Genomic DNA, 25,687 nt, shown 5'->3' with positions numbered 1-25,687 from the left:
CTGTCACGGAGCCGGGGCGGATGTCAGGAGATCTCAGGACAGGGCTCGGCTCAGCTTCTTCTTGAGCCGCGACAGCGGGCTCGGCTGCTCCGAGCCGGGCAGCAGGCCGACGGCGGAAAGGCGCTGCTTCTTGAAGTAGCGGCCGCTGCCGTGGGCCTCGATGAACGCCGCCGCCCCGGAACGCAGCTCGGGGTGCGACTCGGGCTGCATGCAGTACCCGACCGCGCGGACCACCTCTTCCACCGGCGGCCGCCCGTCGCACAGCAGCGCGTCCACGATCGTGGCGGGGATGCGGTTGCTGTTCTCGTACGGCGACAGCCGTTCCAGCACCAGCTCGGTCCCGAACGCGGCGGCCGGCAGCCCGTAGAAGTGCCGGGCGCTGACCAGCCCGGTCGAGAAACAGCCCACGACCAGCTCCGGCCGCAGAGCCGCGAAGCACACCTCGGCCGGCACGCTCTCGTCGGCCACCGACAGCTTCACCCCCAGCGGCTCGGCCGCGGCTCGCAGCAGCCGGGCGTGCCGGCGTCCCGCCGCCGGGTGCGGCTTGAACACGACGCTGGAGTAGCCGAGGTCGGCCAGGGCGCGCAGCATCGACTCGTGCAGCGACGCCTCCTCCTGCGGCGTGAGGATCTCCAGCGCCGACAGGTACTGGCCCAGGATCATCGCCTGACCGGCCAGCATGTCGGGGGCGGTCGCGGCCACCTCGGTGACGACCCGCAGGAACGCGTCGTCGGAAATGGTCGAGGCGGCCACGCCGTACTCGCTGAGCAGCATGGGCGACAGGCCCGGCAGCAGGTCGAGGTGGAGCAGGCGGGTGACGCGGCGGAAGATCTCGGCGGGCAGCGGGTCGCGGGTGGGGCCGTAGCTCATCAGGCCGTCGGCGTAGACGGTGATGGGGCAGTCGCGCACCAGACCGGCGATCGTGCGCGCGGGCGGCACCGCGATCGACTCCAGCACCAGCTCGTCGACCCGGTCCAGCTTGAGGTGCGTGCGCAGCAGCCGTTCCAGCATCGGCACCTCGATGACGCGGGCCTTCCACGCCGACGGGTGCAGCGGCGCGATCAGCTCGTTCCACGACACCACCTCGTCGAAGCGCGAGCGCAGCACCGCGAAACCGGGCGTACGGTCCAGCGGCAGCGAGACCTCGGGCACCGCGGCGTTGTTCGACACCAGCAGCGTCCTCCGGCCCTCGTGCGGGCCGAAGGCGCCCTCGTCGATCGCCGCGGCCAGCGACATCGCGCCGTAGAGCGTGGAGGCGTAGAACACCTGCGTCATGCCAGCTCCTCCCGGTCCCGGCGCAGGCGCACGGCCTTGCCGGGCAGGTCGGGGACGAGCGCGCGCAGCACTTCCTCGCGCTCGACGGACATCCGCGCGACCGAGTCGGCCACGAGGTCGGCGGGCAGGCCGCGCACCATGGCGGCCCCGCGCTCGGTGAAGCGGGCCCGCAGCTCCGGAGTGAAGCGGCCAGCCAGCTCCAGGTGGTGAGCGAGCAGGGCGCAGAAGTTGCGCACCGCCTTGCTCAGATACCGTGCTTCGAGATCCTTGAAGACCAGGTCGAAGGCGTCGAAGAAGTGCAGTTGCCGCTCGTCGCCCACCTGGGTGAGCGAGCCGGAGACCTGCCGCCGGTAGAAGACGCCGGCCGCCGACACCACCGCGAACGTGGCCGCCTCGCGGTGCAGCCGCCAGATCCACGGCCGGTCCTCGGCGGTGTGCAGCGATCCGGGAAACTGCAGCAGGTCCCGCAGCGAGCGCCGGTAGACCCCGGCCCACGCGTACGGGTAGTCGACCATGGTCTTCACCTCCGCGGGCAGGATCGCCTCCTTCGGGTCGACGACCACCCCCCGCCGTGCCCACGGGGCGCGGTGCACGACCCGGTTGCGGCCCGTGACCTGCACATGGTCGGCGCGGACGAAGTCGCAGCCGAGCCCCTCGATGGCGGCGACCATCTCGGCCAGGTAGCCCGGGGCCAGCCAGTCGTCGCCGTCGAGGAAGCTCACGTAGCGGCCGGTGGCCGCGGCCAGCCCGGCGTTGCGGGCGTCGGCCAGGCCCACCGGCGTCAGGTGCCGCAGCACCGACAGCCCCGGCACCGCCGCGTCCTCGACGATCTGCCCGGTGGCGTCCACGGAGCCGTCGTCCACGACGATGAACTCGAAGTCCGGCCGCGCGTTGCGGGCCAGCGAGGCCACGCAGTCACCGATGTAGGCCTCGCCGTCCCGCACCGGGACGATCACCGTGAGCAGCGCCGCCATCAGACGGTGATGCGGCGCAGGCGGGCCTTGGGGGCCTCCTCACCGGGGAAGACGCGCTTGACGCCGTCGCCCAGTGCCTGCTCGATGATGCGGATGTCGCGCACCAGATGCTCCAGCCCCGACGGTTCGAGTGAGGCGGCGTGGTCGGAGCCCCACATGGTCCGGTCGAGCGTGATGTGCCGCTCCACCGCCACCGCGCCGAGCGTGACCGCGGCCAGCGAGATCTGCAGGCCGCGCTCGTGGCCGGAGTAGCCGACCGGCACGCCGTACCGCTGCTTGAGTGTGGTGATCGTGCGGAGGTTGGCCTCCTCGGGAGGCAGCGGGTAGGTCGAGGTGGCGTGCATGATGATCAGCTTGTCGGTGCCGAGGATCTCGACGGCCTCGTCGATCTCCGGCAGCGTGGACATGCCGGTCGACAGGATCAGCGGCTTGCCGGTCGCGGCGAGCGCGCGCAGCAGCTCACGGTCGGCGACGCTGGCCGATGCGATCTTGTGCACCGGGACGTCCATCTCCTCCAGGAACTCCACGGAGGGCACGTCCCACGGCGAGGCGAACCACTGGATGCCCCGCTCGTCGCAGTACTTGGAGATCTGGGTGTACTCGTCGCGGCCGAACTCGGTCCGCTCCTTGTACTCCAGGTAGGTCATCTCGCCCCACGGCGTCTGCCGGATCTGCGAGCGCTGCTCCACCGGCACGCAGATCGACGGCGTGCGCTTCTGGAACTTCACCGCCTGGCAGCCCGCGTCGGCCGCCACGTCGATGAGCCGGCGCGCCAGCTCCAGGTCGCCGTTGTGGTTGATGCCGATCTCGCCGATCATGTACACGGGCTGGTCGTCGCCGACCAGGATGTCGCCGACCGCCACCGGCGCCGACTTCAGCCGCAGCGCCGCACGGACCTGCGCGGGCTCGCCCACGGGCTCCGGCCGCGCCGCCGTCACCCGGTCACACAGCTCGCGTACGGCTCCCGCCCCGCCCGCCCTGCTCAGCACGACGCGCGCGGCGGCCCGTACCCGGGGGTGCGCGTCGGGCACCGCCACCGGCCAGCCCACCAGCCCCATCGGGCCGAGGTCGTTGACGTCGTTGCCCACGTAGGCGACGCGGGCCGGGTCGAGGCCCTCGATGGCCAGCCAGTCGCGCAGCACGGTCGCCTTGTCGGCCAGGCCCTGCAGCACCGGTACGCCGAGCTTGCGGGCCCGCGCGGCCACGACCGGGTTGTGCTCGGTGGACATCACCAGCAGCTTGACCCCGGCCCGGCGCAGCAGGGCGATGCCCATGCCGTCGGAGCGGTTGACGAGGACCATCTCGCGGCCGTCGGAGTCGACGTAGGCGCGGTCGTCGGTGTGCACGCCGTCGAAGTCGGTGATGACCGCGTCGACGTCGATCGGCTCCGGGGTGTCGACGAACGGGGCGAGCGCGCGCACGATCTCGAGGTCGGCGGCGGAGTCCACCTCGACCGCGTGGCTCGGGGAGACCGGCTGGACGGCGACCTCGCCGAAGAATCGGTGGCCGTGCTCGCGCAGGCCGGCCGCGCGCATGACGTAGAAGGCGCCGGTCTCGCGGTACTGCGGGTCGAGCTGCTGGCGGGGCAGGCGGACCGAGCGGTCGTGGTTGATGCCGACGCCCGCGGCGTCCCACAGGAACTCGTGGGTCGCGGTGGCGGAGAAGACCGCGTCCGCGCCGCCGTCCAGGACCTTGGAGATCGCCGCGTCGAGGTCGGCCGGGTCGATGAAGGCGCTGGTGCACTGCACCAGGAGCACGACCTCGGGCTCCTCCCGCGCGGTGTCGAGCGCGTGCAGCACCGCGGACTCGCTGGAGGCCGACGGGCCGCTCAGCTCCGCCGGGCGGTCCACGACCAGGGCCCCGGCCTCGCGCGCCGCGGTGGCGATCCCCTCGTGGTCGGTGCTGACGACGACCTGGTCGATCAGCTCCGCGCGCACGCAGGCACGTACGGCCCGCGTGACCAGCGGGATGCCGCCCACCGGGGCGAGGTTCTTCAGGGGGACGCCCACAGAACCTCCGCGGGCGGGAATGACGGCCAGGACTCGCAAGGTGACTCCTTGAGATACGTAGGTGCCACCCGAAGCTAGGCCCCCGAATTGAACCCCGAATTAACTGCGCGGGGTCATCCGGTAGAGAAGTTCTGGCCGTCCGACGCCCCCGTAGCGCGGGAGCCGTACCGCTGAGCCGATTTCTACCAGGTACTCCAGATATCGGCGGGCGGTGACGCGGGACATCCCGGCCGCCGTGCCCAGGGCCTGCGCGGACATCCCCTCCTCGGCCGCGCTCAGCTCCGCGGCGACGGCGTCCAGGGTGTCCTGTTGCATGCCCTTGGGCAGGCGCGAGGTCCCGCGCAACGTGCCCAGGACCCGGTCCACGTCGCCCTGGCCGATGATCTGCCCGGCGTCCTGGCGAAATCTGGCGTACCTCTCGAGTTTTTCGTGGAGGGCGGTGAAGGTGAACGGTTTGAGAAGGTATTGCGAGATGCCCAGAGAAACGGCGGAGCGCACCATCGCCAGATCGCGCGCGGAGGTGATGGCGATGACGTCGCACAGCAGGCCGCCGGCGCGCACCGCGCGGATGACCTCGAGTCCGTGCATGTCGGGCAGGTAGAGGTCGAGCAGGATCAGGTCGACGGGGGTGGCGCGCAGGAAGCGCAGCGCCTCGCCGCCGGAGCGGACCACCCCGGCCACCTCGAAGCCGGGGACGCGCTCCACGTAGATGCGGTTGGCGTCGGCCGTGATCTCCTCGTCCTCCACGACGAGCACGGAGATCATGGCAGCCTCACCGTGAAGGCCGAGCCGTCCACCTCGATGGTGCCGCCCAGCCGGCGTACCGCCTGGCCGACCAGCGCGAGGCCGAGCCCCCTGCCGTCGCCCTTGGTCGTCCATCCCTTCGCGAACGCCTCCGGCTCCGGCAGTCCCGGGCCGTCGTCGCTCACCCTGACCACGATCCCGTCCGGTTCCGTGCGCACCATCACCTCCACGCGCGAGGCCACCTCGATCGCGTTGTCCAGCAGGTTGCCGACGATCGTCACCAGGTCGCGCGCCGCCATCTCCACGTCCTCCAGCCTGCTGTCCTCGCTGATCACCAGCTCCACGCCGCGCTCGGCGGCCTGGGCGCTCTTGCCCAGCAGCAGCGCGGCCAGGACCGGCTCGCGCACCGAACCCACCACCCGGTCGGTGAGCTCCTGCGCCGAGCGCAGCTCCGCCGTCGCGAAGGCCACCGCCTGCTCGGAGCGCCCCAGCTCCACCAGCGTGATCACGGTGTGCAGGCGGTTGGCCGCCTCGTGCGCCGCCGAGCGCAGCGACTCGGCGAAGCCCCGCTCGGCGTCGAGCTGGCCGGCCAGCGCCTGCAGCTCGGTGTGGTCGCGCACGGTCACCACCGCCCCCAGCTCGCTGGGCGTGCTGCTGACCTGCAGGACCCGGTCCCCGATCAGGTGCACGCGGTCCTCGCCGAGCTCGGGCGCGGGCCGTCCCTCCGCGTCGGGCGGCAGTTCCAGCAGCGTGTGGGCCGCGTCGTTGCAGAGCGTCAGCGTCCCGTCCCTGCCGACGAGAAGCAGTCCTTCCCGTACGGCGTGCAGCACGGCCTCGTGGTGGGCATGGATGCGCCCCAGCTCCACCGGCCCGAGCCCGTGGGTCTGGCGGCGCAGCCGGGTGGTGACCAGCCAGGTGCCCGCCCCGCCCGCGAGCAGGGCGAGCAGGGCGATCAGCAGTCCCCAGACGAGCTGGTCGTAGAGCCGGGCGGTGATCCGCTCGATCGTGATGCCCGCGCTGACCAGCGCCCTGACCTGCCCGTCGCGCATCACGGGGGTGACGGCGCGCATGGAGGGGCCGAGGGTGCCGGTGTAGGTCTCGGTGAAGGTCTCCCCGCGCAGCGCCGGGGCGGTGTGGCCCAGGAACCGCTTGCCGATCTCCGCGGGGTTCGGGTGGGTGTAGCGGGTGGCGTCGTTCCGCATGATGGTCACGAAGTCGACGCCGGTGCGCAGCCGTACCCGTTCGGCGTAGGGCTGCAGCGTCGCCGACGGGTCGGCGGCGTCGAGGGCGGCGAGCACGTCCGGTGAGGCGGCCACGGTGACCGTGACCGCCGTCGCCGTGTTGGCCGCCTCGTCGGTGAGCAGCTCGCGGGCCTGCAGCACCGCCAGCACCGCCCCGCCCGCCACGGTCACGGAGACCACCACCAACTGCAACAGGAGCATCTGACCTGCGAGGCTCCAGCGCCTCATCGGATCCTCCCGGTGTACGAAATGAACGCAATGGTGACCTGGGTCACTGTGCAGCGCATAGTCGCACAACCAGAAGCTTCCTCCAAAGCCGGAGACCCCCTATGCGTGATCGCACTCGCTATCTCTACCTGGCCGTCATCGTCGCGGTGGTGGCCGGAATCGCCATCGGACTCGTCTGGCCGGACGTCGGCAAGGAGCTGAAACCCCTGGGCACGGGCTTCGTGGCACTGATCAAGATGATGATCAGCCCGATCATCTTCTGCACCATCGTGCTCGGCGTCGGCTCGGTCACCAAGGCGGCCAAGGTCGGCAAGGTCGGCGGCCTCGCGCTCGGCTACTTCATCGCCATGTCGACCGTCGCGCTCGTCATCGGCCTGGTCGTGGGCAACATGCTCGACCCCGGCTCCGGCCTGCAGCTGACCGACGCGGCCAAGGAGTCGGCGGCGGCGGAGGCGGCCAAGGGTGGCGAGGCCAGTACGACGGACTTCCTGCTCGGCATCATCCCGACCACGCTCGTGTCGGCGTTCACCGAGGGACAGGTGCTGCAGACGCTGCTCGTGGCGCTGCTGGCCGGCTTCGCCCTGCAGGCCATGGGCCCCAAGGCGACGCCGATACTCAACGGCATCGGGCACATCCAGCGGCTCGTGTTCCGGATCCTCGCCATGATCATGTGGGCCGCGCCGGTGGGCGCCTTCGGCGCGATCGCCGCCGTGGTCGGCTCGACCGGCGTCAAGGCGCTGCAGTCGCTGGCCGTCATCATGATCGGCTTCTACGCGACCTGCCTGCTGTTCGTCGGGCTGGTGCTCGGACCCATGTTGTGGCTGGTCGCCCGGATCAACCTGTGGTCGCTGCTGCGCTACCTCGGGCGGGAGTTCCTGCTCATCCTGTCCACGTCGTCGTCGGAGTCGGCGCTGCCGCGGCTCATCGCCAAGATGGAGCACCTCGGCGTCAGCCGCCCGGTTGTGGGCATCACGGTGCCGACCGGCTACTCCTTCAACCTTGACGGCACCGCCATCTACCTGACGATGGCCACGCTCTTCATCGCCTCCGCCACCGGGGCGCCGCTGGGGGTGGGGGAGCAGATCTCCCTGCTGCTGTTCATGATCATCGCCTCGAAGGGGGCGGCGGGCGTGACCGGGGCCGGGCTGGCCACGCTGGCGGGCGGCCTGCAGTCGCACCGGCCCGAGCTCGTGGACGGGGTCGGGCTCATCGTGGGCATCGACCGGTTCATGTCCGAGGCGCGGGCGCTGACGAACTTCGCGGGCAACGCGGTGGCGACGGTGCTGGTGGGGACGTGGACCAGGGAGTTCGACCGGGAGCGGGCCCTGGACGTGCTGGAGGGGCGGGCGCCGTTCGACGAGGCGACGTTGCTGGACGAGGACGAGCACAAGCCCGACACGTCCGCCCCCCGCACCCCCGACATGCAACCCGTCAGCTAACCCCTTCCCCCAGGACACCCTTTCTCCCCGGATCACCTGCTCGGGTCACACCCTCCGGAGGATCACACCTCCGGAGGGTCACCGCTCCCGGCGGTTCACCGCTCCCGGAGGGTCACCGCCCCCGGAGGGTCACCGCCCCCGGGGGTTCACCGCCCGGAGTTTGCGGAAGGGGGCGGGTTTACGGCCGATGCCGGCGTACCCCATGCGGGCCAGGTCCTCGTCCAGGAACATCGTGGCCTCGGGGTCGGCGAACGGCCAGACCGTCCCGAGGCCGGTGTCCAGCCCCGGCGGGATCAGCTCGAAGTCGCCGAAGAACGCCTCGATCTCCTTGCCGGACCGGGGGCAGAACGGGGCGCTGGCCTGCTGGTACACCTCGACGATCTGCTGGGTGCGCTCGCTCTTCCAGTCGGTGCTCAGGTGGGTCAGCGCGAGGTAGCCGCCGGGCGCGAGCGCCTCCCGGTACGCCGCCACGAACCCGTGCGGGTCGTCGGAGTCGGGCACCAGGTGCAGGAAGAACATCATGAGCAGCGCCACCGGCCGCTCGAAGTCGATCAGCTTCCTGACCTCCGGGTCGGCCAGGACGTGCTCGGGCCGCCGGGCGTCGGCCTCCAGCATCAGCACCCGTTCCGGGTCGGCCAGCAGCGCCCGGCCGTGCGTGCAGACGACGGGATCGTTGTCGACGTAGACGACCTTGGCCTCGGGCGCGTACCGGTGGGCCACCTCGTGCACGTTCTCCCGCGCGGGCAGCCCCGAGCCGAGGTCGATGAACTGCGTGATCCCCTGGTCCACGAGGTAACGGACCACGCGGCCGATGAACAGGCGGTTCTGCAGCGCTCCCTCGCGGGCCTCGGGCAGTACGGCCAGCACCAGCTCGGCCAGTTCCCTGTCGGCCCGGAAGTTGTCCTTGCCACCGAGGAAGTAGTCGTACATGCGGGCCGCGTTCGGGATCCGCGGGTCCACGCCCAGGGGAGCCTGCTCCGTCATCCCCACATGATCGCGGCAGTGCCGTGCGATTTCTATGGATTCGCGTTATCTGTCCATTGTGTGGGTCCGATTTCCCGGTGGCCGGGGGCCAGCGGGAGGCGTACCACGAAGCGGGCGCCACCGATCGCCTCCTCGGCGCTGATGATGCCGCGGTGGGCCAGGGCCACGTCACGGGCGATCGCGAGACCGAGGCCGGTGCCGCCGGCGTCGCGGCTGCGGGCGGCGTCCAGGCGGGTGAAGCGGTCGAAGATGCGCTCGCGGTCCTGGGTCGCGATCTCGGCCCCGTCGTTGGAGACCTCCAGGACCGCGTAGCCGTCCTCGGCCTCCACGGAGATGGTCACGTGGGTCTCGGCGTGGCGCTCGGCGTTGTCGAGAAGGTTGGTGAGCAGGCGCGACAGCTGCATGCGTACCCCCTCCACGATCACGCCGTCGGCCAGGGCGTCGCGCACGGGGATGAGGTCGTGCCGGGCGATGAGTTCCTCGCGCACCAGCTCCGACAGGTCGACCGTCTCCTTGACCACGTCCACGCGCGAGCCGATGCGGGCCAGCAGGAGCAGGTCGGTGATGATGGCCTCCAGCCGGTCGGTGTCGCGCAGGGCGCCGGACACGAGCTCGCTCACGTCGGTGTCCTCCGGGTAGAGCTGCGCGGACTCCAGCTGGGCGCGCAGGCCGGCGATGGGCGTGCGCAGCTCGTGGGAGGCGTCGGAGGCGAACTGGCGCTGCTGGTCGGCCGAGCGTTCGAGGCGGGCGAGCGTGCTGTTGATGGAGCGGGCGAGCTCGGCCACCTCGTCGTCGCCCGCCGGCTGGGCGACGCGGCGGCTGAGGTCGCTGGCGTTGACGGCGTCGAGTTCGGCGCGCATCACGGCGACGGGCCGCAGCGCGCGGCCGGTGACCAGCCACGTGGCCCAGGACGCCAGCCCCACCAGGATCGCCACCTGCGCGAACACCACGGCTTCGAGCACCCGCGTGGACAGCACGCCGGGCGTGGCGCGGCCGGCGTAGACCACGGGGGAGTCGGGGGCGGTGTCGATCCGGATGGCGCTCAGGTGGACACACATCTCGTCCTGGCACATGACGCTGCTGATGATGCGGTTGTCGGGCGGCGGCCACAGCGTGGTGAGCGGCGGCATGTTCGCGGCGGCGGCACTGCGCGCGACGACCCGTCCGCCGGGCCGGACGACCTGCACGAGGTTCACACTGGCGTCCGTCAGCGGGATCGTGCCGCCGCGCAGCCCGCCGTCGCGGACCTGGGCGGACACCTGGGAGGCCGCTTCGCGGGTGGAGCGCCACAGGCCGTTCTCCACCACGGATCTGGCCACCGCGACGCCGCCGACCCCTGCCGGGATCAGCACGGACGCGGCCACCGCGGTGGCGATGAGCGTGACCCGTCCGCGCAGGGAGCCCGCCCATATGCGTGACACGTCATGAGGCTACTAAGTGTGATTTGTCGTGCACGCCGAAGAGACGAAAGGTTTGCGCGATCCATACGGTAAAAGACCGGTTCAGCGGGGTGCCGTCGAACCCCTGACGACCAGCGACACCGGCAGCAGCAGCGACCGGGAGGGCCGCTCGGGATCCTCGATGCCCTCCAGCAGCATGCGCGCCGCCTCCACCCCGACGTCGTGGTGCGGCACGTGCACGGTGGTCAGCGGCGGGCGCAGCTTGTCCAGGAACGGCATGTCGTTGAAGCCCACCACGCTGATGTCGCCGGGGCAGTCGATCCCGCGCTCGCCGAAGACGTCGTAACAGCCCAGGGCGATCAGGTCGTTGCCCGCCACCACCGCCGTGACGTCCGTGCGCGCGTCCAGCAGCGAGCGCGCCGCGCCCGCCCCCGCCTCCTCACTCCACTGCGCGCACTCCACGACGAGCCCAGGCTCGTCGGACAGTCCCAGATCCCGTACGGCATGCCGGAACGCCTTGGCCCTTGCCGCCCCCGTCGAGGTGGTCCGTGGCCCGGCGAGGTGGGCGATGCGCGTGTGCCCGAGCGCGGCCAGATGGGCGACGGCCGCGCTCACCCCGGCCGCGTCGTCGGCCGTCACGCACGGCACGTCGATGCCCTCGACCCGCCGGTTGACCAGCACGAGCGGCACCCCGGCCGCGTGCAGCTCGGACAGCAGCGGGTGCTCCAGCCGCGCGGTCGCCACGATCAGTCCCTCGACCTGCCGCGAGCGCAGCGACTCGATGAGCTTGCGCTCGCGCTGCGGGTCGTTGTCGGTGTTGACGATCCAGCCGCTGTAGCCGCCGGCCTCCAGCGCGCTTTCGATCCCGCGCACGATCGGCGGGAACAGCGGGTTGGTGATGTCGGGGATGACCAGGCCGACCGTGCGCGACCGGGAGGTGCGCAGGCTGAGCGCGATCGGGTTGGGCTGGTAGCCGAGGTCCTTGGCGGCCTTGCGCACCCGGCGCACGGTGTCGGCGCCGACCTGGTTCTGTGTCCTGGGGTTGAGCGCCCGGGAGACGGTGGTGGTGTGGACGCCCACGGCCTCGGCGATGTCGCGCAGCGTCGGAGCGGATGGCCGGTTGGCTTTCATCGGCCGGGCTCTCCTTCTGGTCGGATCCATCGTTTGCGTCCCAGGGCCCCGAAGAGGCCGAGCGGTGCGGCCAGCGCCGCTGCCCAGCCGAAGATCTGAGCATACCGTTGCTGCTCGGCCAGACCGGCGACCACGACGGCGGCCACCGCGCTGCCGAGGAAAAGGGACCCGGCGAACGCCGACACCACGGTCGCCCTGGCCGCCGGCAGCACCTCGGTGGCCCAGGTCTGCAGCGAGGAGTGCATGGCGGCCCACGCCGCGCCGAGCAGCGTGGCTCCGGCGAGGGCGGCGGCGGGCGATCTGGACGACGCCACCAGCGCGCAGGCGGCCACCGCGGCGGCGGCGCCGTACGCGATGAGCCGCCAGGCGTGCACCCGGCGCGAGAGAAGGCCGACGAGCTGCGAGAACGCCAGGACGGCGATGCCATAGGCGGCGGTGACGGCGCCCGCGACGGCCGCGTTCACACCCGCGGCCTCGACCGCGGCGGGCAGCAGCGTCAGCACGCCGATGAGGACGCCGCCCTCGACGAACGCGAGCGCGAGCACGAGCAGCGCGGGCCGCGAGCGCGAGACGGCGGCCAGCGGGGAGAGCAGGCCGAGGTGGGCGCGCGAGCGCGGGGGAGCGGGCAGGCGGCCGAGCGCCCATGCCAGGGCCAGCGCGGCCAGGCCGGTCGCGGCGAAGGCGACCCGCCAGGTGGCGTACTGGACCAGCACGCCCGCCGCGGTGGAGGCCACCGCGGTGCCCACGGCCACGCCCGCCATCAGGTTCGTGATCTCCCGCTGGCGGCGCCCGGCCGGGACGGTGTCTCCCAGGTAGACCAGGCTGCCGGGGATCGCCGCGGCGAAGCAGGCGCCGGCCAGGCCGCGCGTCAGGGCCAGGGCGAGCGCCGAGCCGGTGAAGGCCGAGGCGATCGTGCTCACCGCGCCGAGCGCGAGCGCCACCCGCATGGTCCTGACCAGTCCCGTCCGGTCGGAGACCATCCCCCACACCGGCTGCATGATCCCGTACGCCAGGACGTAGGCGCCGACCGCGTGCACGACCTGCGACAACGGCAGCCCGAGCTGGGCGGCCATCGAGACCATCATGGGCGGCATGGCGAAGCGGTCCAGCGTGCTGACGAACGGGACGGCCAGGAGCAGCCGGGGGGCGGGGGTCATACCTCGATCAGACCACGGGCGGGATCGAGGGCGCCCTCCAGCCCCTCGTCGGGGAGATGGCGCAGCCGCAGGCCGAGCACGGTGCGCAGCGCGCCCCGGTCGACGGCGCCGCCGGGGATCAGTCCTTCGAGCGGATCCTTGAGGCGCCGGAGGTAGCGGCGGGCCGGCGCATCGGTCAGGCCGAGCGCCGCCCCGGCCTCTTCGAGCACGAGCGTGTCCGCCGTCCCGGCCAGGATGCGGTCGCAGGCCTCGCGCAGCGCTCCGGCCAGCGCCCGCGCCGCCGCGAGGTCCGCGCCCTTGGCGGCGAGCACGGTTCCCAGGTACGGCCCGCAGACCTCGGCCACCCCGGCCAGCCGTACCATGCCCCGGTCCTCGGCGATCAGCTCGTTGCCCGCGTTGAGCATCGTGATGTCGCACCGCCCGGCCAGCAGCGCCTCCAGGCGGCGGGGAGTGGAGCCCATGGCCTCGACGCGGTACTCGCGCAGCCCCACGTGCTCCATCAGCGTGTAGAGCCCGAAGGCGAACCCCGATCCGGGAACGTCGACCCCGGCGGTCACCGGCCTGGACGGGGTGGGCAGGTGGAGGGCCGGATGGGCGTACAGGCCGAGTCCGAGGCCGCGGTCGACCGCCGAGACGATGCGCACGTCGGCGGTCTCGCCGAGTGGGTTGGCGGCCGTGAAGCGGTAGGCGAGCACGTTGTCCGGGCTGGTCAGCACCGCGTCCACCCGGCCGTCCAGCAGCGCGCGGAACTGGGCGGGCGAGGAGGCGACCGGCTCCTCGGCCACCGTCAGGCCGTACGCGTCCAGCAGTCCGAGGCGGCGGCACACCCGCAACGGCACCGAGGGGCTGAAGGCTCCCAATGTCAGCGAAGTCGATTGCTTTGCTCTTGACATGGCGGGGAATATACTCCCATGCTGCTGGCAACGCAATCGATTGCGTAACGACGAGGAGGCACGATGAGAGTCGGCTGGATCGGCACCGGCCGCATGGGATACGCCATGGCCGCACGCCTGGCCGGGCCCGGCACGGACCTGGCCGTCTGGAACCGCACCCGTGCCAAGGCCGAGCCGCTCACGGAGCTCGGCGCCACGCTGGCGTCCTCGATCGCCCAGCTGCGCGATCGCGAGGTGGTGTTCACGATGCTGTCCACCTCGGAGGACCTCGCCGAGGTGCTGGGCGAGCTGCTCGGCGGCGAGCGGGCGCCCGGCCTGGTCGTGGACTGCTCGACCGTCTCCGCGCAGGCCTCCGCGCGGGCCAGGCTGGCCTGTGCCGAGCGCGGCGCGGCCTTCCTGGCGGCGCCGGTGAGCGGCAACGCGAAGGTGGCCGCCTCGGGCGGGCTGAGCCTGGTGGTCTCCGGGCCGCGCGAGGACCACGACCGGGTGGAGCCGCTGCTGGCCCGCCTGGGCAAGGCGGTCACCTACGCCGGAGAGGGCGAGAGCGCGCGGCTGGTGAAGATCGCGCACAACCTCATGCTCGGCGTGGTCACCCAGTGCCTGGCGGAGATCACCGTGCTGGCCGAGAAGGGCGGCGTGTCCCGCCACGCCTTCCTGGAGTTCCTCAACAACAGCGTCATGGGCTCGGTGTTCACCCGCTACAAGTCACCGGCCTTCGTCAACCTCGACTACACCCCGACCTTCACTCCCGTCCTGCTGCGCAAGGACTTCGACCTGGGCCTGGCGTCGGCCCGCGAGCTCGGCGTGCCCATGCCGCTGGCCGCGCTGACCGCCCAGCTCGTGCAGGCCAGCGTCGGCACCGGCCGGGTGGAGGAGGACTTCGCGATCCTGCTCGACCTGCAGGCCGCCGCCTCGGGTCTGGAACTGAAGCCGGAGAACGTGCCCGTGGACGACGGGCTGGGCCATGCCTGAGGACGCGCGGCCGCTGCCCGCGCCCGGACACATGGCGGTCGACTTCGAGCAGCGCGTCGACTTCGGCCGCTTACGCGCCCACCGGCTGGAACGGGCCCGCGCGGCCCTGGAGGCCAGCGAGTGCGGCGCGTTCCTGCTGTTCGACTTCTACAACATCCGCTACGTCACGCAGACCTGGATCGGCGGCGCGCTCGGGGACAAGATGACCCGATACGCGCTGCTGACCAGGGACAAGCCGCCGATGCTCTGGGACTTCGGCTCGGCCGCCCGCCACCACCGCCTGTTCAGCCCGTGGCTCGACCCGGCCGACTGCCACGCGGGCATGCTGGGCCTGCGCGGCGCGATCGCGCCGAGCGCCGGACTGATGAGAGAAGCGGTCACCCAGCTCAAGGACCTGCTGGACGACCCGTCCGCCCCGGTCGGCGTGGACCTCGTGGAGCCGCCGTTCCTGTTCGAGATGGAGCGCCAGGGCCTTCGGGTGCGCGACGCCCAGCAGCACATGCTGACCGCCCGCGAGATCAAGTCCGCCGACGAGATCACGCTGCTCAACCAGGCCGCCGCCATGGTGGACGGCGTCTACCACGACGTGGTCCAGGCGCTCAGGCCCGGCGTACGCGAGAACGACATCGTCGCCCTGGTCGCCAAACGCCTCTACGAGATGGGCTCCGACCAGGTCGAAGCGGTCAACGCGGTCAGCGGCGAGCGCTGCAACCCGCACCCGCACAACTTCTCCGACCGCCTCATCCGTCCCGGTGACCAGGCCTTCTTCGACATCATCCACTCCTTCAACGGCTATCGGACCTGCTACTACCGCACCTTCGGCGTCGGCAGCGCCACCGCCGCCCAGCGCGCGGCCTACGCCAGGGCCCGCGAATGGATGGACGCCGCCATCGCCGCGGTCAAGCCGGGCGTGGGCACCGACCGGATCGCCGCGCTCTGGCCCAGGGCGGAGGAGTTCGGCTTCGAGAACGAGATGGCCGCCTTCGGCCTGCAGTTCGGTCACGGCCTGGGCCTGGGCCTGCACGAACGGCCGATCATCTCGCGGCTCAACAGCATGCGCGAGCCGGTCGAACTGCGTCCCGGCATGGTCTTCGCGCTGGAGACGTACTGCCCCGCGAGCGACGGCTTCTCCGCCGCCCGCATCGAGGAGGAGGTCGTCGTCACCGAGGACGGCGCCCGCCTGCTCACGCTCTTCCCCGCGCAGGACCTCGTCATCGCCAACCCGTACTGAACCGGGAGGTTCCCATGCTTCACATCGGGGGTCGATCAACGCCCGCCACCGACGGCGGCCGGTTCGATGTCACAGATCCCGCCACGGGCGAGGTGATCGCGTCCGTGGCCGACGCCACGCCGGCCGACGCGCTCGCCGCCGTCTCCGCCGCCGCCGACGCTGCCGAGTCCTGGTCGGCCACGACGCCGCGCTACCGCTCCGAGGTCCTGCGCCAGGCGTTCGAGCTCATGAGCGAGCAGGCCGAGGACCTGGCCACGCTGATCTCCCGCGAGAACGGCAAGGCCATGCCCGACGCCCTCGCCGAGGTGGCCTACGCCGCCGAGTTCTTCCGCTGGTACGCCGAGGAGGCCGTACGCGCCAGCGGAGAGGTGCTGACCGCGCCGTCGGGCGGCAACCGCATCCTGGTGCTGCGCCGCCCGGTCGGCGTCTGCGTCCTGGTCACCCCGTGGAACTTCCCGGCCGCCATGGCCACCCGCAAGATCGGCCCGGCGCTCGCGGCCGGCTGCACCGTCGTGCTCAAGCCCGCCAGCGACACCCCGCTCACCGCGCTGGCCCTGGCCAGGCTGCTGGAGGAGGCCGGCGTGCCGCCGGGCGTGGTCAACGTGCTGCCCGCCCGCCGCTCCGGCGAGGTCGTCGCGACCATGCTGCGCGACCCGCGCGTGCGCAAGCTCTCCTTCACCGGTTCCACCGAGGTCGGCCGCCTGCTGCTGCGCGAGGCGGGGGGCCAGGTGATCAACAGCTCGATGGAGCTCGGGGGCAACGCCCCCTTCCTCGTCTTCGCCGACGCCGACCTGGACGCCGCGGTCGAGGGCGCGATGATCGCCAAGATGCGCAACGCCGGCGAGGCGTGCACGGCCGCCAACCGATTCTACGTCGAGGAGCCGGTCGCCGAGGAGTTCGCCCGCCGCCTGGCCGCCCGGATGTCGGCGCTGCGCCTCGGCCCCGGCACCGACCCCGGCGCCGAGGTCGGCCCGCTGGTCAACCAGGAGGCCGTGGACAAGGTGGACGGCCTGGTGCGGCAGGCATTGGAAGGCGGCGCGAAGGCCCTGGCGGGCGGCGGGCGCCCGGACCGTCCCGGCTTCTTCTACGAGCCGACCGTGCTGACGGGCGTACGCCCCGACGCGCCGATCCTGCGCGAGGAGATCTTCGGCCCGGTCGCGCCGATCGTGGCCTTCTCCGGAGAGGAGGAGGCGCTGCGGCTGGCCAACGACACCGAGTACGGGCTGGTCGCCTACGTCTACACCGGCGACCTGGCCCGCGGGCTGCGGGTCGGCGAGCGGATCGAGGCCGGGATGATCGGCCTCAACCGGGGCCTGGTCAGCGACCCGGCCGCGCCGTTCGGGGGGATGAAGCAGAGCGGCGTCGGCCGGGAGGGCGGCCACGAGGGACTGCTGGACTACCTGGAGACCCAGTATGTGGCGGTCAGCTGGTGACACCCCGGTCGAAGGCCTTGCCGTCCGGGTAGGAGACGAGCTCGAACTGCATGCCCCACGGCGACAGGAAGTAGATCCAGCGCTGGCCCTCGCTGGGGCCCCTGCTGGCGGTCGGGCCGCTGTGCACGGTCAGGCCGCGTTCCCTGAGGTAGGCGACGGCGGCGTCGAGGTCGTCGACGTACAGGGCGATGTGGTGGCCGCCGACGTCGCTGTTGCGGGGCTGGGTCTTGCTCTGGTCCGGGGCCTCGTACTGGAAGACCTCGAAGACCGCCTGGCCGCCGCAGCGGAAGAAGTGCAGCTCGCGCATGACCGCGCGGGGGTGCACGTTCAGGTGCTCGGCCATCCAGTCGTCGGCGTGCTCGTAGGGGCCGAGCTTGTACATGTACTCACAGCCGAGCACGTCCACCAGGAACGCCCTGGCCTCGTCGATGTCGGGCACGGTGAAGCCGATGTGGTCGAGCCTTGCCAGTCCGGGGAGCATCGGGACCCTTTCCGTCGCGGACGCAATCGATTGCGGAGACTAACATGAGCGAACACCACAGACTAGAACCCGTCGTCCCCTGGATCGAGGTCGCCGCCACGGAGGCCGACTGGGACGCCGCGGACCCGCCCCTGCTGACCACCATGTACGGCCAGCTCGTCCTCATCCGCGCCTTCGAGGAGCAGGTGCTGGAGCTGGCCAAGGCCGGGCTGGTCCACGGCCCCGCCCACGCCAGCATCGGGCAGGAGGGCGGGGCGGTCGGCTCGGTCCTCGCCCTGGCCCCCGGCGACACGGTCAACGGCTCCCACCGCGGACACCACCAGTTCCTGGCCAAGGCGCTGTGCCACGTGGAGCCCGAAGGCCTCGACCCGCGCGCGGACCTCCCGCCGCGGGCGCGGGCCGTCCTGCTGCGCGCCCTCGCGGAGATCTGCGGGCTGGAACGCGGCTTCAGCCACGGCAGGGGCGGCTCCATGCACCTGCAGTGGGCCGAAGCCGGAGCCATCGGCACCAACGCGATCGTCGGCGGCGGGGTGCCGCTGGCCGCGGGCTCGGCGTGGGCGCACCGGCAGGCGGGCACCGACGCCGTGGCCGTCACCTACTTCGGCGACGGCGCGATCAACATCGGCTCGACGCTGGAGACGTTCAACCTGGCCGCCGCGTGGAAGCTGCCGCTGTGCTTCTTCGTCGAGAACAACCGCTACGCCGTCTCGACCGGCGTGCAGGAGGCCACCGGCGAGCCGCGGCTGTCGGCGCGCGGGCCCGGCTTCGGCATCGCCAGCTTCAAGGTGGACGGGATGGACCCGCTGGCCGTTCACCTGACCATGCGCGAGGCCCTGGCCCTGCTGCGGTCCGGCCGCGGGCCGGTCCTCATCGAAGCCGACGTCTACCGCTACTTCCACCAGAACGGCCCCTTCCCCGGCAGCGCGTTCGGCTACCGCACCAAGGAGGAGGAGCGGCAGTGGCGCGCCCGCGACCCGCTCGACCAGGTGGCGCGGCACCTGGAGCGCCGCGGCCTGCTCACCCCCGCGGAGCTGGAGAAGGCCCGCGAGGCCGCCGCCGCGCTCATGGCCGGGATCGCGGACACGCTGCTGGAGCCGGACCCAGGCGCCGCCGGCCGTCAAGGGAGCGCGGTGCGGCGGATCAAGCCCGCCGAGTGGCCGCGGCCGTCGTTCGCCGACGTGGGCGTCAGGGGCGACCTGAGCGAGTTCGGCGACGCCCGCTTCACCTTCGAGGGCACGCTGGCCGGGCAGAAGTTCATCGACGCGGTGGCCGCCGTCATGGCGCGGCGCATGGAGACCGACCCCGGCGTGGTGGTGCTGGGCGAGGACGTCCACCGCCTCGGCGGCGGCACCAACGGTGCCACCCGGGGGCTCAAGGAACGTTTCCCCGACCGCGTGCTCGGCACGCCCATCAGCGAGAACGCCTTCTCCGGCCTCGGCGGCGGCATCGCGCTGGACGGCCGCTTCCGCCCCGTGGTCGAGTTCATGTACGCCGACTTCATGTGGGTCGCCGCCGACCAGCTCTTCAACCAGATCGGCAAGGCCAGGCACATGTTCGGCGGCGAAGGCCCGGTGCCGCTCGTGCTGCGCAGCAAGGTCGCGATGGGCACCGGGTACGGCTCGCAGCACTCCATGGACCCGGCCGGGATCTTCGCCACCGCCCCCGGCTGGCGCATCGCCGCCCCCTCCACCCCCTACGACTACGTCGGCCTGATGAACAGCGCCCTGCGCTGCCAGGACCCCGTCCTCGTGCTGGAACACGTGGACCTCTACGGCACCGTCGGCGACGGGCCCGTGGGCGACCTCGACTACTGCCTGCCCGTCGGCAGCGCCGCCGTCCGCCGTACCGGCTCCGCCGTCACCGTGCTCACCTACCTCGCGATGACCCCCCTGGTGCTGGAGGTGGCCGGCGAGGCGGACGCGGAGGTGATCGACCTGCGCTGGCTGGACCGGGCCAGCCTCGACTGGGACACCGTCGGGGCCAGCGTCCGCAAGACCGGCGCGGTGCTGATCGCCGAACAAGGAGCGCTCGGCACCTCCTACGGCGGCTGGCTGGCCGACGAGATCCAGCGGCGCTACTTCGACTGGCTCGACCAGCCCGTACGGCGGGTGACCGGTGGAGAAGCCTCGCCCAGCATCAGCAAGGTGCTCGAACGCGCCGCCATCGCCGGGGCCGCCGAGGTGTCCGCGGCGCTGGCCGAGATGACGAGGAGCTGACGGCCATGGCCAGAGTCCTGCGCATGCCGGAGGTGGCGGCCGGCGCGATCCAGGCGATCTTGCAGGGGTGGGCGGTCGCGGCCGGCGCCCCGTTCGGGAAGGGAGAGGTGATCGCCACCGTCGAGACGGACAAGGCGGTGGTGGAGGTGGAGGCCGAGGAGGCGGGGGTCCTGCTGCGCACGCTGGTGGAGGACGGCGCCACGGTGGAGGTGGGGGCGCCGATCGCGGTGCTGGGCGCCCCAGGCGAGCCTCCCGGCACGCCCGTCCCGGATCTCCCCGAGGCCGCCTCCGGCCGGGTGGACGCGGGCCGTACCGGAGAGCGGGTCTTCACCAGCCCGCTGGCCCGGCGCCTGGCCAAGGAGGCGGGGTTGCGGGTGGAGGACATCCCCGGCTCGGGGCCCAACGGCCGCGTCGTCCGCAGGGACGTCGAGGCGGCCGTGGCCGCCTCGGCGAAGGCCCCGCGAACGCCCGCCCCCACCAACACGCCCGCCGGCATCGAGACGCCCGCCCCCACCAACACGCCCGCCGGCATCGAGACGCCCGCCCCCACCAACACGCTCGCCCACACCGAGTCGCCCGCCTACACCGAGACGCCCGCCCCCACCGAGACGCTCGCCTACACCGAGATCCCGCACACGCCGATGCGCCGGGCCATCGCCGCCCGGCTCACCGAGAGCAAACGCACCGCCCCGCACTTCTACCTGCGCGGCACCGCCGGAGCAGACGCCCTGCTGGCGACGCGCACCCAGCTCAACCAGGGCGGCGGCCCGCGCGTCTCGGTCAACGACCTGATCGTCAAGGCCGCCGCCCACGCCCACGTCCGGGTCCCGGCGATGAACGTCACCTGGACCGACACCGCCGTCCGCGCCCACACCCAGGTCGACATCGCCGTGGCCGTCGCCACCCCGGGCGGCCTGCTCACGCCCGTCCTGCGCGCCGTCGAGCGCGCGCCCGTCTCCCTCGTCGCCACCACCCTGCGCGAGTACGGCGAGCGCGCCCGCACCGGCCGCCTGCGCCAGGACGAGCTGGAGGGCGGCACGCTCACGGTCACCAACCTCGGCATGCACGGCACGGAGGAGTTCGCCGCGATCGTCAACCCGCCGCAGGCCGCGATCCTGGCCGTCGGCGCGGCCAGGCAGGCGCCGGTGGTCCGGGACGGCGCCGTCGTGGCCGCCACGGTCCTGACGGTGACGCTGTCGGTGGACCACCGTCCGGTGGACGGCGTGGTGGCCGCCGAGTGGATGCGCGTCTTCCTGTCGCTGCTGGAGAATCCGCTCGCGATCCTGGCCTGACCAGCGGTTGTTGCATGTTCCACATCCGCTGGCCCGCCTCGCCGCAGGTCACGCAGGATGGCCGCATGAGCCTCACCGACGACGCCGCGGCGGTGCCCGCGCAGCTGTTCAAGACCCTGGCGGGCTCGCTGCCGACCGGGGTCACGGTGGTGACGAGCCTGGCGGGACCCGGGCGCCCGGCGGGCCTGACGTCGGGGGCGGTGTGCGCGCTGTCGGCCGACCCGCCGCTGATGCTCGTGTGCATCGGCCGCGGCTCGCGCACGCTGACGGCGATCGAACGTTCCGGCGCCTTCTGCGTGAACGTCCTCGACGCCGGCTCGGCCCCGCTGTCGGAGCGTTTCGCCGGCGGCGGGGACGGCAAGTTCGACGGCATCGCCTGGCGGCCGGGGCGCCACGGCGTGCCGGTGCTGACCCGGGGCACCGTCGCCCACGCGATCTGCGAGGTGCTGGAGACCGTCGGCGGCGGAGACCACCTCATCGTCATCGGCCTCGTCGTCGAGGGCGCCCGCGAGCGGGAGGCCGCCCCGCTGCTCTACCACCGCCGCCGCTACGCCGGGTTCCCGGCCTAGCGACCACGAAGGAGGAACCCGGATGCGCTTCTCCATCTACCTGAACGCCCAGACCCGCGGCCCGCACGAGGACGTCGGCATCATCGAGACCCTCACCCGCCAGGCACTTGAGGCCACCCGGGCCGGCGTCCGGGGCATCGTGCTCACCGAGCACCATTTCTCCGGCTACAACACCTATGGCGACAACTTCATGTACGCCGCCCACCTGGCCGCCCTGGCACCCCGCGGCACCCGGTTCTCCCTGGCCGTGGCGGTGCCCCCGCTGCACAACCCCATGCGGCTGGCCCAGCGCTGCAATCTGCTGGACATCCTCACCGGCGGCGAGCTGATCGTGGGATTCGCCGCCGGCGGCTCGCCGCTGGAGTACGCCGGCATGGGACGCGACCCCTCCCAGCGCCACGCCCAGATGATGCACAACCTGGACATCCTCGAAGCCGCCCTGGCCAAGCGGCCCGACGATCCTCCCCTGGAGTGGGAGACCGCCTTCGAGCGCGGCACCCTGCACACCCGCATCATGCCCGCCGCCCATCATCGCGCCGCCCCGGCCTTCGCCCGCGCCACCCAGAGCGATTCCGGCGCCGAGTGGACCGGCCGCAAGGGCTGGTACCTGTTCACCGCCCGGGAGAAACCGCAGCCTCTGACCGCCCGCTGGCGCGTCTACGAGCGGGCGCTGCGCGACGGCGGCCTCGGCGAGGAGGCCGTCCAGGACCGGCTCGACTGGAGCATGGTCCAGAAGCAGGTCTACGTGGCCGACACCGACGAGCAGGCCGAGCGGGAGATCCGCGAGCGTCTCGTGCTCATGGCCGAGCACCAGCGGCGCAGCTTCGGCATGGTCAAGGACGTGCGCGACGCCGCCCACCTCAAGAGCGTCGTCGGCGTCTCGCCGCAGAACCCCGACGAGTTCCTCGACCAGGCCATGCTCATCGGCCACCCCGGGTCGGTGTCCGAGCAGATCAGGGAGTACGAGGCGGCCGGAGTCCGGCACATGGCGCTGCTGTTCAACTACGGGTTCATGTCGCCCGAGGTCTCCGGCCGATCGCTGCGCCTGTTCCTCGACCAGGTACTTCCCGCCTTCGGCTGAACGGAGCACGGTGATGGACATCGGGTTGCTGATCCTCCGCCTGGCGGTCGGCCTGGTCATGGCCTACCACGGCACGGAGAAGCTGTTCGGCTGGTGGGGCGCCGACGGGCTGAAGGGCGCCGCCGCGTTCTTCGGCCGCATGGGCTACCGGCCGCCGCTGCTGATGGCGGCGGTGGCAGGTCTGGCCGAGACCGCCGGTGGGCTGCTGCTGGCCGCCGGGGCGCTGACACCGCTCGCGGTGCTGATGCTGGCCGGCACGTTCGCCAACATCGTCATCCTGCACCTGCCGAACGGGCTCTCGCGCCGCCGCAACGGCTTCGAGTACGAGCTGGTGCTGCTCGCGGCCACCTGCTGCCTCGCCTTCACCGGGCCGGGCGCGCTGGCCGTGGACGCGCTGCTGGGGCTCTCGCTGGCCGGCGCCACCTGGGGTGCGGCGCTCGTGGGCGCGGGACTGCTGGCGGGGGTGATCGTCTCGGCCAGCCGTACCGGGAAGGTCTCCGCCGGACCGGCGGGGGCGCCGTGAACGCGCCCGTCACCACCACCGGCGTGCGCGCCGGGCCGCGCCGCCCGGGCGTGCGCCGCCGCACCTCCCCGCGCGGCGCGCTCGCCGCCTTCCTCAGGGGTACGGCGGGCGCCGCGCTGCTGGCCCTCGCCTTCGAGGTGTTCGCCCGGCTGGAGCTGGTCGACCCTCGGCTGCTGCCGCCCGCCGGAGTGATCCTGGGCGAGGCGCTGCGGCTGCTGGTGGATCCGGCGTTCCTGGTCGAGGTGTGGGCCACGCTCGTGGCGGTGCTCGGGGGCGTGGCGCTGGCCACGGCGATCGCGGTGCCGCTCGGCGTGCTCATTGGCTCCTACCGGCTGGCCGCGCTGGGGCTGACGCCGATCATCGACTCGCTGCGGTCGGTGCCGGGGATCGCGATCATTCCGCTGCTGGTCCTGGTCATGGGCCAGGGACTGCCGATGAAGGTGACGATCGTGGCGTTCGTGGCGGTGTGGCCGCTGCTGTTCAACACCGTCTACGGCGTGCGCGGCGTCGACCCGGTCGCGATGGAGACCGCCCGCGCCTTCCGGGTGCCGGTGCCGCGGACCTGGTGGCGGGTCGTGCTGCCGAGCGCGCTGCCGCTCATGCTCACCGGGCTGCGGCTGGCGCTGGCCACCGGGCTGACCGTGGGCATCGCCGCCGAGATCGCGGTGGGAACACGCGACGGGGTCGGCTACTTCATCCTGCGCGCCAGCTATGCCGGATTCCACGCCGACACCGTCTTCGCCGCGGTGACGCTCGCCGGGGTGCTCGGCTACCTGATGAACGGGATCACCGTCGCGGTGACGAACCGCCTGGTGGTCTGGGACGGAAAGGGACCCTCATGAGCGCCGCGCAGGCGCCCGCGCACGCCCCCGCCGGCAGGGGAGCGCGCGAGCTGGCCCGGGGGGCGCTCGCCCGGCTCGGTCCGGTGCTGCTGGCCGTGCTGCTCTGGCAGTGGGCCGCGGTGGCGGCCGGCTCGCCGTTCTTCCCGCCGCCGGGGCGGATCGCGGGACGGGTGGCCGAGCTGTGGTTCAGCGAGCCGCTGCTGACCGAGCGGTTCTGGCAGGACGCCGGGCCCAGCGTGCTCAGGGCGGTGACCGGCTGGCTGGCCGGGGCCGCGGCCGGGGTGGTCGTCGGGCTGGCCGCCGGGCAGTGGAAGGCCGCCGCCGGATATGTCGATCCGCCGGTCAACTTCCTGCGTTCACTGCCCAAGCCGGCGATCGTCCCGGTGTTCCTGCTGGTCTTCGGCTCCGGTGACCTCATGCGGATCGGGCTGATCACCTTCGGCTGCGTGTGGCCGGTGCTGCTCAACACCATGCAGGGAGTGCGATCGGTGGACCCGATGTACCTGGAGACCGCCCGCGCCTTCCACATCCCGCCCCGCACCCGGCTCCTGCGGGTGGTGATCCCGGCCGCGCTGCCGAAGATCTTCGCGGGCATGCGGGTGACGTTGTCGCTCTCGCTCATCCTCATGGTGCTGTCGGAGTGGCTGCTGGCCGACCACGGGCTCGGCCACTTCCTCATCACCGCCCAGCGCACCTTCGAGATCCTCGACGTGTGGGCGGCGATCGTCCTGCTCGGCCTGCTCGGATACCTGCTCAACGTGCTCTTCCTCGCCGCCGAGCGGCGCGTTCTAAGGAGTCGCCCCTCATGACCGCACTCCAGGTGAGCAACCTGTCCAAGACCTACGGGGAGGGGAACCCGGCGCTGCACAACCTCTCCTTCGAGGTGCGGGAGGGCGAGCTGCTGTCGATCGTCGGACCGTCGGGGTGCGGCAAGACGACGCTGCTCAAGTGCGTGGCGGGGCTGGTCCCGGCCACGCGCGGCGAGGTGCGGGTGCACGGAGAGGAGGTGAGCGGCGTCCCGGAGGGCCTGGCCGTGGTCTTCCAGGACTACGGGCGCTCGCTGTTCCCGTGGATGAAGGTGGGACAGAACGTCGAGTTCCCGCTGGAGACGCTGCGGCTGCCGAAGGCCGAGCGCCGGGAGCGGGTGGAACGCTCGCTGGCCGCGGTCGGGCTGGAGGGCAAGCACGAGCGCTACCCCTGGCAGCTGTCCGGCGGCATGCAGCAGCGCGTCGCCATCGCCCGCGCTCTGGCCTACCGGCCGAAGGTGCTGCTGATGGACGAGCCGTTCGCCTCCGTCGACGCCCAGACCCGCTCGGGCCTGGAGGACCTGACCCGCCGGGTCCATCTGGAGTTCGGGATGACGATCCTGTTCGTCACCCACGACATCGACGAGTCGGTCTATCTGGCCGACCGGCTCGTCGTCCTGCGCAGGTCGCCGGGGAGCGTGCTGGCCGAGCTCGTCATCGAGCTGCCTCGCGTACGCGATCAGATCGTCACCAAGTCGCTGCCGGCGTTCGTGCGCCAGCGCAGCGTCGTGGCCCAGCACATCAAAGACGCGTCCTGAGGAGAGCC

General features: G+C 72.3%; 23 protein-coding genes. 12 read left to right on the top strand and 11 right to left on the bottom strand.

From position 1 onward, the window contains the following. Positions 1–33 precede the first annotated feature (33 nt). From ACIBKY_RS11785 to ACIBKY_RS11765, 5 genes are read right to left on the bottom strand one after another with little or no spacing between them, the layout of a single operon-like run. On the bottom strand, positions 34–1,275 hold the full coding sequence (locus ACIBKY_RS11785; protein ID WP_397096593.1) for a polysialyltransferase family glycosyltransferase: 1,242 nt from the start codon (positions 1,273–1,275) through the stop codon (positions 34–36). Next, on the bottom strand, positions 1,272–2,249 hold the full coding sequence (locus tag ACIBKY_RS11780) for a glycosyltransferase family 2 protein (protein ID WP_397096591.1): 978 nt from the start codon (positions 2,247–2,249) through the stop codon (positions 1,272–1,274). Before ACIBKY_RS11780 ends, ACIBKY_RS11785 begins: the two co-directional genes overlap by 4 nt. Further along, the gene (locus ACIBKY_RS11775; RefSeq protein ID WP_397096589.1) at positions 2,249–4,297 is read right to left on the bottom strand and encodes an N-acetylneuraminate synthase family protein; all 2,049 of its coding nucleotides are present in this window, start codon (positions 4,295–4,297) and stop codon (positions 2,249–2,251) included. Before ACIBKY_RS11775 ends, ACIBKY_RS11780 begins: the two co-directional genes overlap by 1 nt. A gap of 60 nt (positions 4,298–4,357) precedes the next feature. Beyond that, entirely contained in the window at positions 4,358–5,023 is a 666-nt protein-coding gene (locus ACIBKY_RS11770) for a response regulator (protein ID WP_397096587.1), read from the bottom strand. Next, positions 5,020–6,471, bottom strand: coding sequence for an ATP-binding protein (locus ACIBKY_RS11765; protein ID WP_397096585.1), 1,452 nt, complete (start codon positions 6,469–6,471; stop codon positions 5,020–5,022). The genes ACIBKY_RS11770 and ACIBKY_RS11765 overlap by 4 nt, the downstream gene beginning before the upstream one ends. 101 nt (positions 6,472–6,572) lie before the next feature. Between ACIBKY_RS11765 and ACIBKY_RS11760 the strand changes: the two genes are divergently transcribed. Then, a complete protein-coding gene (locus ACIBKY_RS11760; RefSeq protein WP_397096583.1) occupies positions 6,573–7,910 on the top strand; it encodes a cation:dicarboxylate symporter family transporter in 1,338 nt (445 codons plus the stop codon). A 129-nt stretch (positions 7,911–8,039) separates the two neighbouring features. Here the strand turns inward: ACIBKY_RS11760 and ACIBKY_RS11755 are convergent, their stop codons facing one another. From ACIBKY_RS11755 to ACIBKY_RS11735, 5 genes are all read right to left on the bottom strand, one after another. Next, a complete protein-coding gene (locus tag ACIBKY_RS11755; protein ID WP_397096581.1) occupies positions 8,040–8,894 on the bottom strand; it encodes an SAM-dependent methyltransferase in 855 nt (284 codons plus the stop codon). Positions 8,895–8,926: 32 nt separating this feature from the next. Continuing rightward, entirely contained in the window at positions 8,927–10,315 is a 1,389-nt protein-coding gene (locus ACIBKY_RS11750) for a sensor histidine kinase (protein ID WP_397096579.1), read from the bottom strand. 81 nt (positions 10,316–10,396) lie between these two features. After that, positions 10,397–11,425 carry a LacI family DNA-binding transcriptional regulator gene (locus ACIBKY_RS11745; RefSeq protein ID WP_397096577.1) on the bottom strand — a complete coding sequence of 343 codons (1,029 nt, stop codon included), beginning with the start codon at positions 11,423–11,425 and terminating at the stop codon, positions 10,397–10,399. Then, positions 11,422–12,582 (bottom strand): MFS transporter, encoded by a 1,161-nt coding sequence (locus tag ACIBKY_RS11740; protein WP_397096575.1) that lies wholly within the window; start codon positions 12,580–12,582, stop codon positions 11,422–11,424. The genes ACIBKY_RS11745 and ACIBKY_RS11740 overlap by 4 nt, the downstream gene beginning before the upstream one ends. Next, positions 12,579–13,475, bottom strand: a complete 897-nt coding sequence (locus ACIBKY_RS11735; protein ID WP_397096573.1) for a hypothetical protein — start codon at positions 13,473–13,475, stop codon at positions 12,579–12,581. Before ACIBKY_RS11735 ends, ACIBKY_RS11740 begins: the two co-directional genes overlap by 4 nt. A gap of 63 nt (positions 13,476–13,538) precedes the next feature. Between ACIBKY_RS11735 and ACIBKY_RS11730 the strand changes: the two genes are divergently transcribed. The 3 genes from ACIBKY_RS11730 to ACIBKY_RS11720 are packed head-to-tail and all read left to right on the top strand — an operon-like array spanning position 13,539 to position 17,111. After that, entirely contained in the window at positions 13,539–14,447 is a 909-nt protein-coding gene (locus ACIBKY_RS11730) for an NAD(P)-dependent oxidoreductase (RefSeq protein ID WP_397096572.1), read from the top strand. After that, positions 14,440–15,678, top strand: a complete 1,239-nt coding sequence (locus tag ACIBKY_RS11725; protein ID WP_397096571.1) for a M24 family metallopeptidase — start codon at positions 14,440–14,442, stop codon at positions 15,676–15,678. Before ACIBKY_RS11730 ends, ACIBKY_RS11725 begins: the two co-directional genes overlap by 8 nt. Before the next feature lie 14 nt (positions 15,679–15,692). After that, on the top strand, positions 15,693–17,111 hold the full coding sequence (locus ACIBKY_RS11720) for an NAD-dependent succinate-semialdehyde dehydrogenase (RefSeq protein ID WP_397096570.1): 1,419 nt from the start codon (positions 15,693–15,695) through the stop codon (positions 17,109–17,111). On the opposite strand, the gene ACIBKY_RS11715 is transcribed toward ACIBKY_RS11720, so the two are convergent. Next, positions 17,101–17,592, bottom strand: coding sequence for a VOC family protein (locus ACIBKY_RS11715; protein ID WP_397096568.1), 492 nt, complete (start codon positions 17,590–17,592; stop codon positions 17,101–17,103). The two genes, ACIBKY_RS11720 and ACIBKY_RS11715, sit on opposite strands and share 11 nt — an antisense overlap. A 44-nt stretch (positions 17,593–17,636) precedes the next feature. On the opposite strand from ACIBKY_RS11715, the gene ACIBKY_RS11710 reads away from it, so the two are divergent. The 8 genes from ACIBKY_RS11710 (at position 17,637) to ACIBKY_RS11675 (ending at position 25,679) form a co-directional block, all read left to right on the top strand. After that, the gene (locus tag ACIBKY_RS11710; protein ID WP_397096566.1) at positions 17,637–19,808 is read left to right on the top strand and encodes a thiamine pyrophosphate-dependent enzyme; all 2,172 of its coding nucleotides are present in this window, start codon (positions 17,637–17,639) and stop codon (positions 19,806–19,808) included. Between the two features lie 5 nt (positions 19,809–19,813). Beyond that, a complete protein-coding gene (locus ACIBKY_RS11705) occupies positions 19,814–21,100 on the top strand; it encodes a 2-oxo acid dehydrogenase subunit E2 (RefSeq protein ID WP_397096564.1) in 1,287 nt (428 codons plus the stop codon). 65 nt (positions 21,101–21,165) lie between these two features. Further along, positions 21,166–21,669, top strand: a complete 504-nt coding sequence (locus ACIBKY_RS11700) for a flavin reductase family protein (protein WP_397096562.1) — start codon at positions 21,166–21,168, stop codon at positions 21,667–21,669. 22 nt (positions 21,670–21,691) lie between these two features. Continuing rightward, positions 21,692–22,750: an LLM class flavin-dependent oxidoreductase gene (locus tag ACIBKY_RS11695; protein WP_397096560.1), complete on the top strand. Its 1,059-nt coding sequence runs from the start codon at positions 21,692–21,694 to the stop codon at positions 22,748–22,750. A 13-nt stretch (positions 22,751–22,763) separates the two neighbouring features. Beyond that, positions 22,764–23,273 (top strand): DoxX family protein, encoded by a 510-nt coding sequence (locus ACIBKY_RS11690; protein ID WP_397096558.1) that lies wholly within the window; start codon positions 22,764–22,766, stop codon positions 23,271–23,273. Continuing rightward, the gene (locus ACIBKY_RS11685) at positions 23,270–24,115 is read left to right on the top strand and encodes an ABC transporter permease (RefSeq protein ID WP_397096556.1); all 846 of its coding nucleotides are present in this window, start codon (positions 23,270–23,272) and stop codon (positions 24,113–24,115) included. The genes ACIBKY_RS11690 and ACIBKY_RS11685 overlap by 4 nt, the downstream gene beginning before the upstream one ends. Then, positions 24,112–24,924: an ABC transporter permease gene (locus ACIBKY_RS11680; RefSeq protein ID WP_397096554.1), complete on the top strand. Its 813-nt coding sequence runs from the start codon at positions 24,112–24,114 to the stop codon at positions 24,922–24,924. The genes ACIBKY_RS11685 and ACIBKY_RS11680 overlap by 4 nt, the downstream gene beginning before the upstream one ends. Further along, positions 24,921–25,679, top strand: coding sequence for an ABC transporter ATP-binding protein (locus tag ACIBKY_RS11675; RefSeq protein WP_397096552.1), 759 nt, complete (start codon positions 24,921–24,923; stop codon positions 25,677–25,679). The genes ACIBKY_RS11680 and ACIBKY_RS11675 overlap by 4 nt, the downstream gene beginning before the upstream one ends. Positions 25,680–25,687 lie beyond the last annotated feature (8 nt).

Origin of the sequence: Nonomuraea sp. NPDC050394 (genome assembly GCF_044459065.1) — a bacterium.
Taxonomy (GTDB): Bacteria; Actinomycetota; Actinomycetes; order Streptosporangiales; family Streptosporangiaceae; genus Nonomuraea.
Note: the sequence above shows the minus strand (reverse complement) of the source record. Positions and strands in the feature narration are given on the sequence as shown.

Excerpts from the sequence above, each read along its gene's own strand:
- ACIBKY_RS11785 (WP_397096593.1), bottom strand. The coding sequence starts at position 1,275 with ATGACGCAGGTGTTCTACGCCTCCACGCTCTACGGCGCGATGTCGCTG.
- ACIBKY_RS11780 (WP_397096591.1), bottom strand. The coding sequence starts at position 2,249 with ATGGCGGCGCTGCTCACGGTGATCGTCCCGGTGCGGGACGGCGAGGCC.
- ACIBKY_RS11770 (WP_397096587.1), bottom strand. The coding sequence starts at position 5,023 with ATGATCTCCGTGCTCGTCGTGGAGGACGAGGAGATCACGGCCGACGCC.
- ACIBKY_RS11765 (WP_397096585.1), bottom strand. The coding sequence starts at position 6,471 with ATGAGGCGCTGGAGCCTCGCAGGTCAGATGCTCCTGTTGCAGTTGGTG.
- ACIBKY_RS11760 (WP_397096583.1), top strand. The coding sequence starts at position 6,573 with ATGCGTGATCGCACTCGCTATCTCTACCTGGCCGTCATCGTCGCGGTG.
- ACIBKY_RS11755 (WP_397096581.1), bottom strand. The coding sequence starts at position 8,894 with ATGACGGAGCAGGCTCCCCTGGGCGTGGACCCGCGGATCCCGAACGCG.
- ACIBKY_RS11745 (WP_397096577.1), bottom strand. The coding sequence starts at position 11,425 with ATGAAAGCCAACCGGCCATCCGCTCCGACGCTGCGCGACATCGCCGAG.
- ACIBKY_RS11740 (WP_397096575.1), bottom strand. The coding sequence starts at position 12,582 with ATGACCCCCGCCCCCCGGCTGCTCCTGGCCGTCCCGTTCGTCAGCACG.
- ACIBKY_RS11735 (WP_397096573.1), bottom strand. The coding sequence starts at position 13,475 with ATGTCAAGAGCAAAGCAATCGACTTCGCTGACATTGGGAGCCTTCAGC.
- ACIBKY_RS11730 (WP_397096572.1), top strand. The coding sequence starts at position 13,539 with ATGAGAGTCGGCTGGATCGGCACCGGCCGCATGGGATACGCCATGGCC.
- ACIBKY_RS11725 (WP_397096571.1), top strand. The coding sequence starts at position 14,440 with ATGCCTGAGGACGCGCGGCCGCTGCCCGCGCCCGGACACATGGCGGTC.
- ACIBKY_RS11720 (WP_397096570.1), top strand. The coding sequence starts at position 15,693 with ATGCTTCACATCGGGGGTCGATCAACGCCCGCCACCGACGGCGGCCGG.
- ACIBKY_RS11715 (WP_397096568.1), bottom strand. The coding sequence starts at position 17,592 with ATGCTCCCCGGACTGGCAAGGCTCGACCACATCGGCTTCACCGTGCCC.
- ACIBKY_RS11710 (WP_397096566.1), top strand. The coding sequence starts at position 17,637 with ATGAGCGAACACCACAGACTAGAACCCGTCGTCCCCTGGATCGAGGTC.
- ACIBKY_RS11705 (WP_397096564.1), top strand. The coding sequence starts at position 19,814 with ATGGCCAGAGTCCTGCGCATGCCGGAGGTGGCGGCCGGCGCGATCCAG.
- ACIBKY_RS11700 (WP_397096562.1), top strand. The coding sequence starts at position 21,166 with ATGAGCCTCACCGACGACGCCGCGGCGGTGCCCGCGCAGCTGTTCAAG.
- ACIBKY_RS11695 (WP_397096560.1), top strand. The coding sequence starts at position 21,692 with ATGCGCTTCTCCATCTACCTGAACGCCCAGACCCGCGGCCCGCACGAG.
- ACIBKY_RS11690 (WP_397096558.1), top strand. The coding sequence starts at position 22,764 with ATGGACATCGGGTTGCTGATCCTCCGCCTGGCGGTCGGCCTGGTCATG.
- ACIBKY_RS11680 (WP_397096554.1), top strand. The coding sequence starts at position 24,112 with ATGAGCGCCGCGCAGGCGCCCGCGCACGCCCCCGCCGGCAGGGGAGCG.
- ACIBKY_RS11675 (WP_397096552.1), top strand. The coding sequence starts at position 24,921 with ATGACCGCACTCCAGGTGAGCAACCTGTCCAAGACCTACGGGGAGGGG.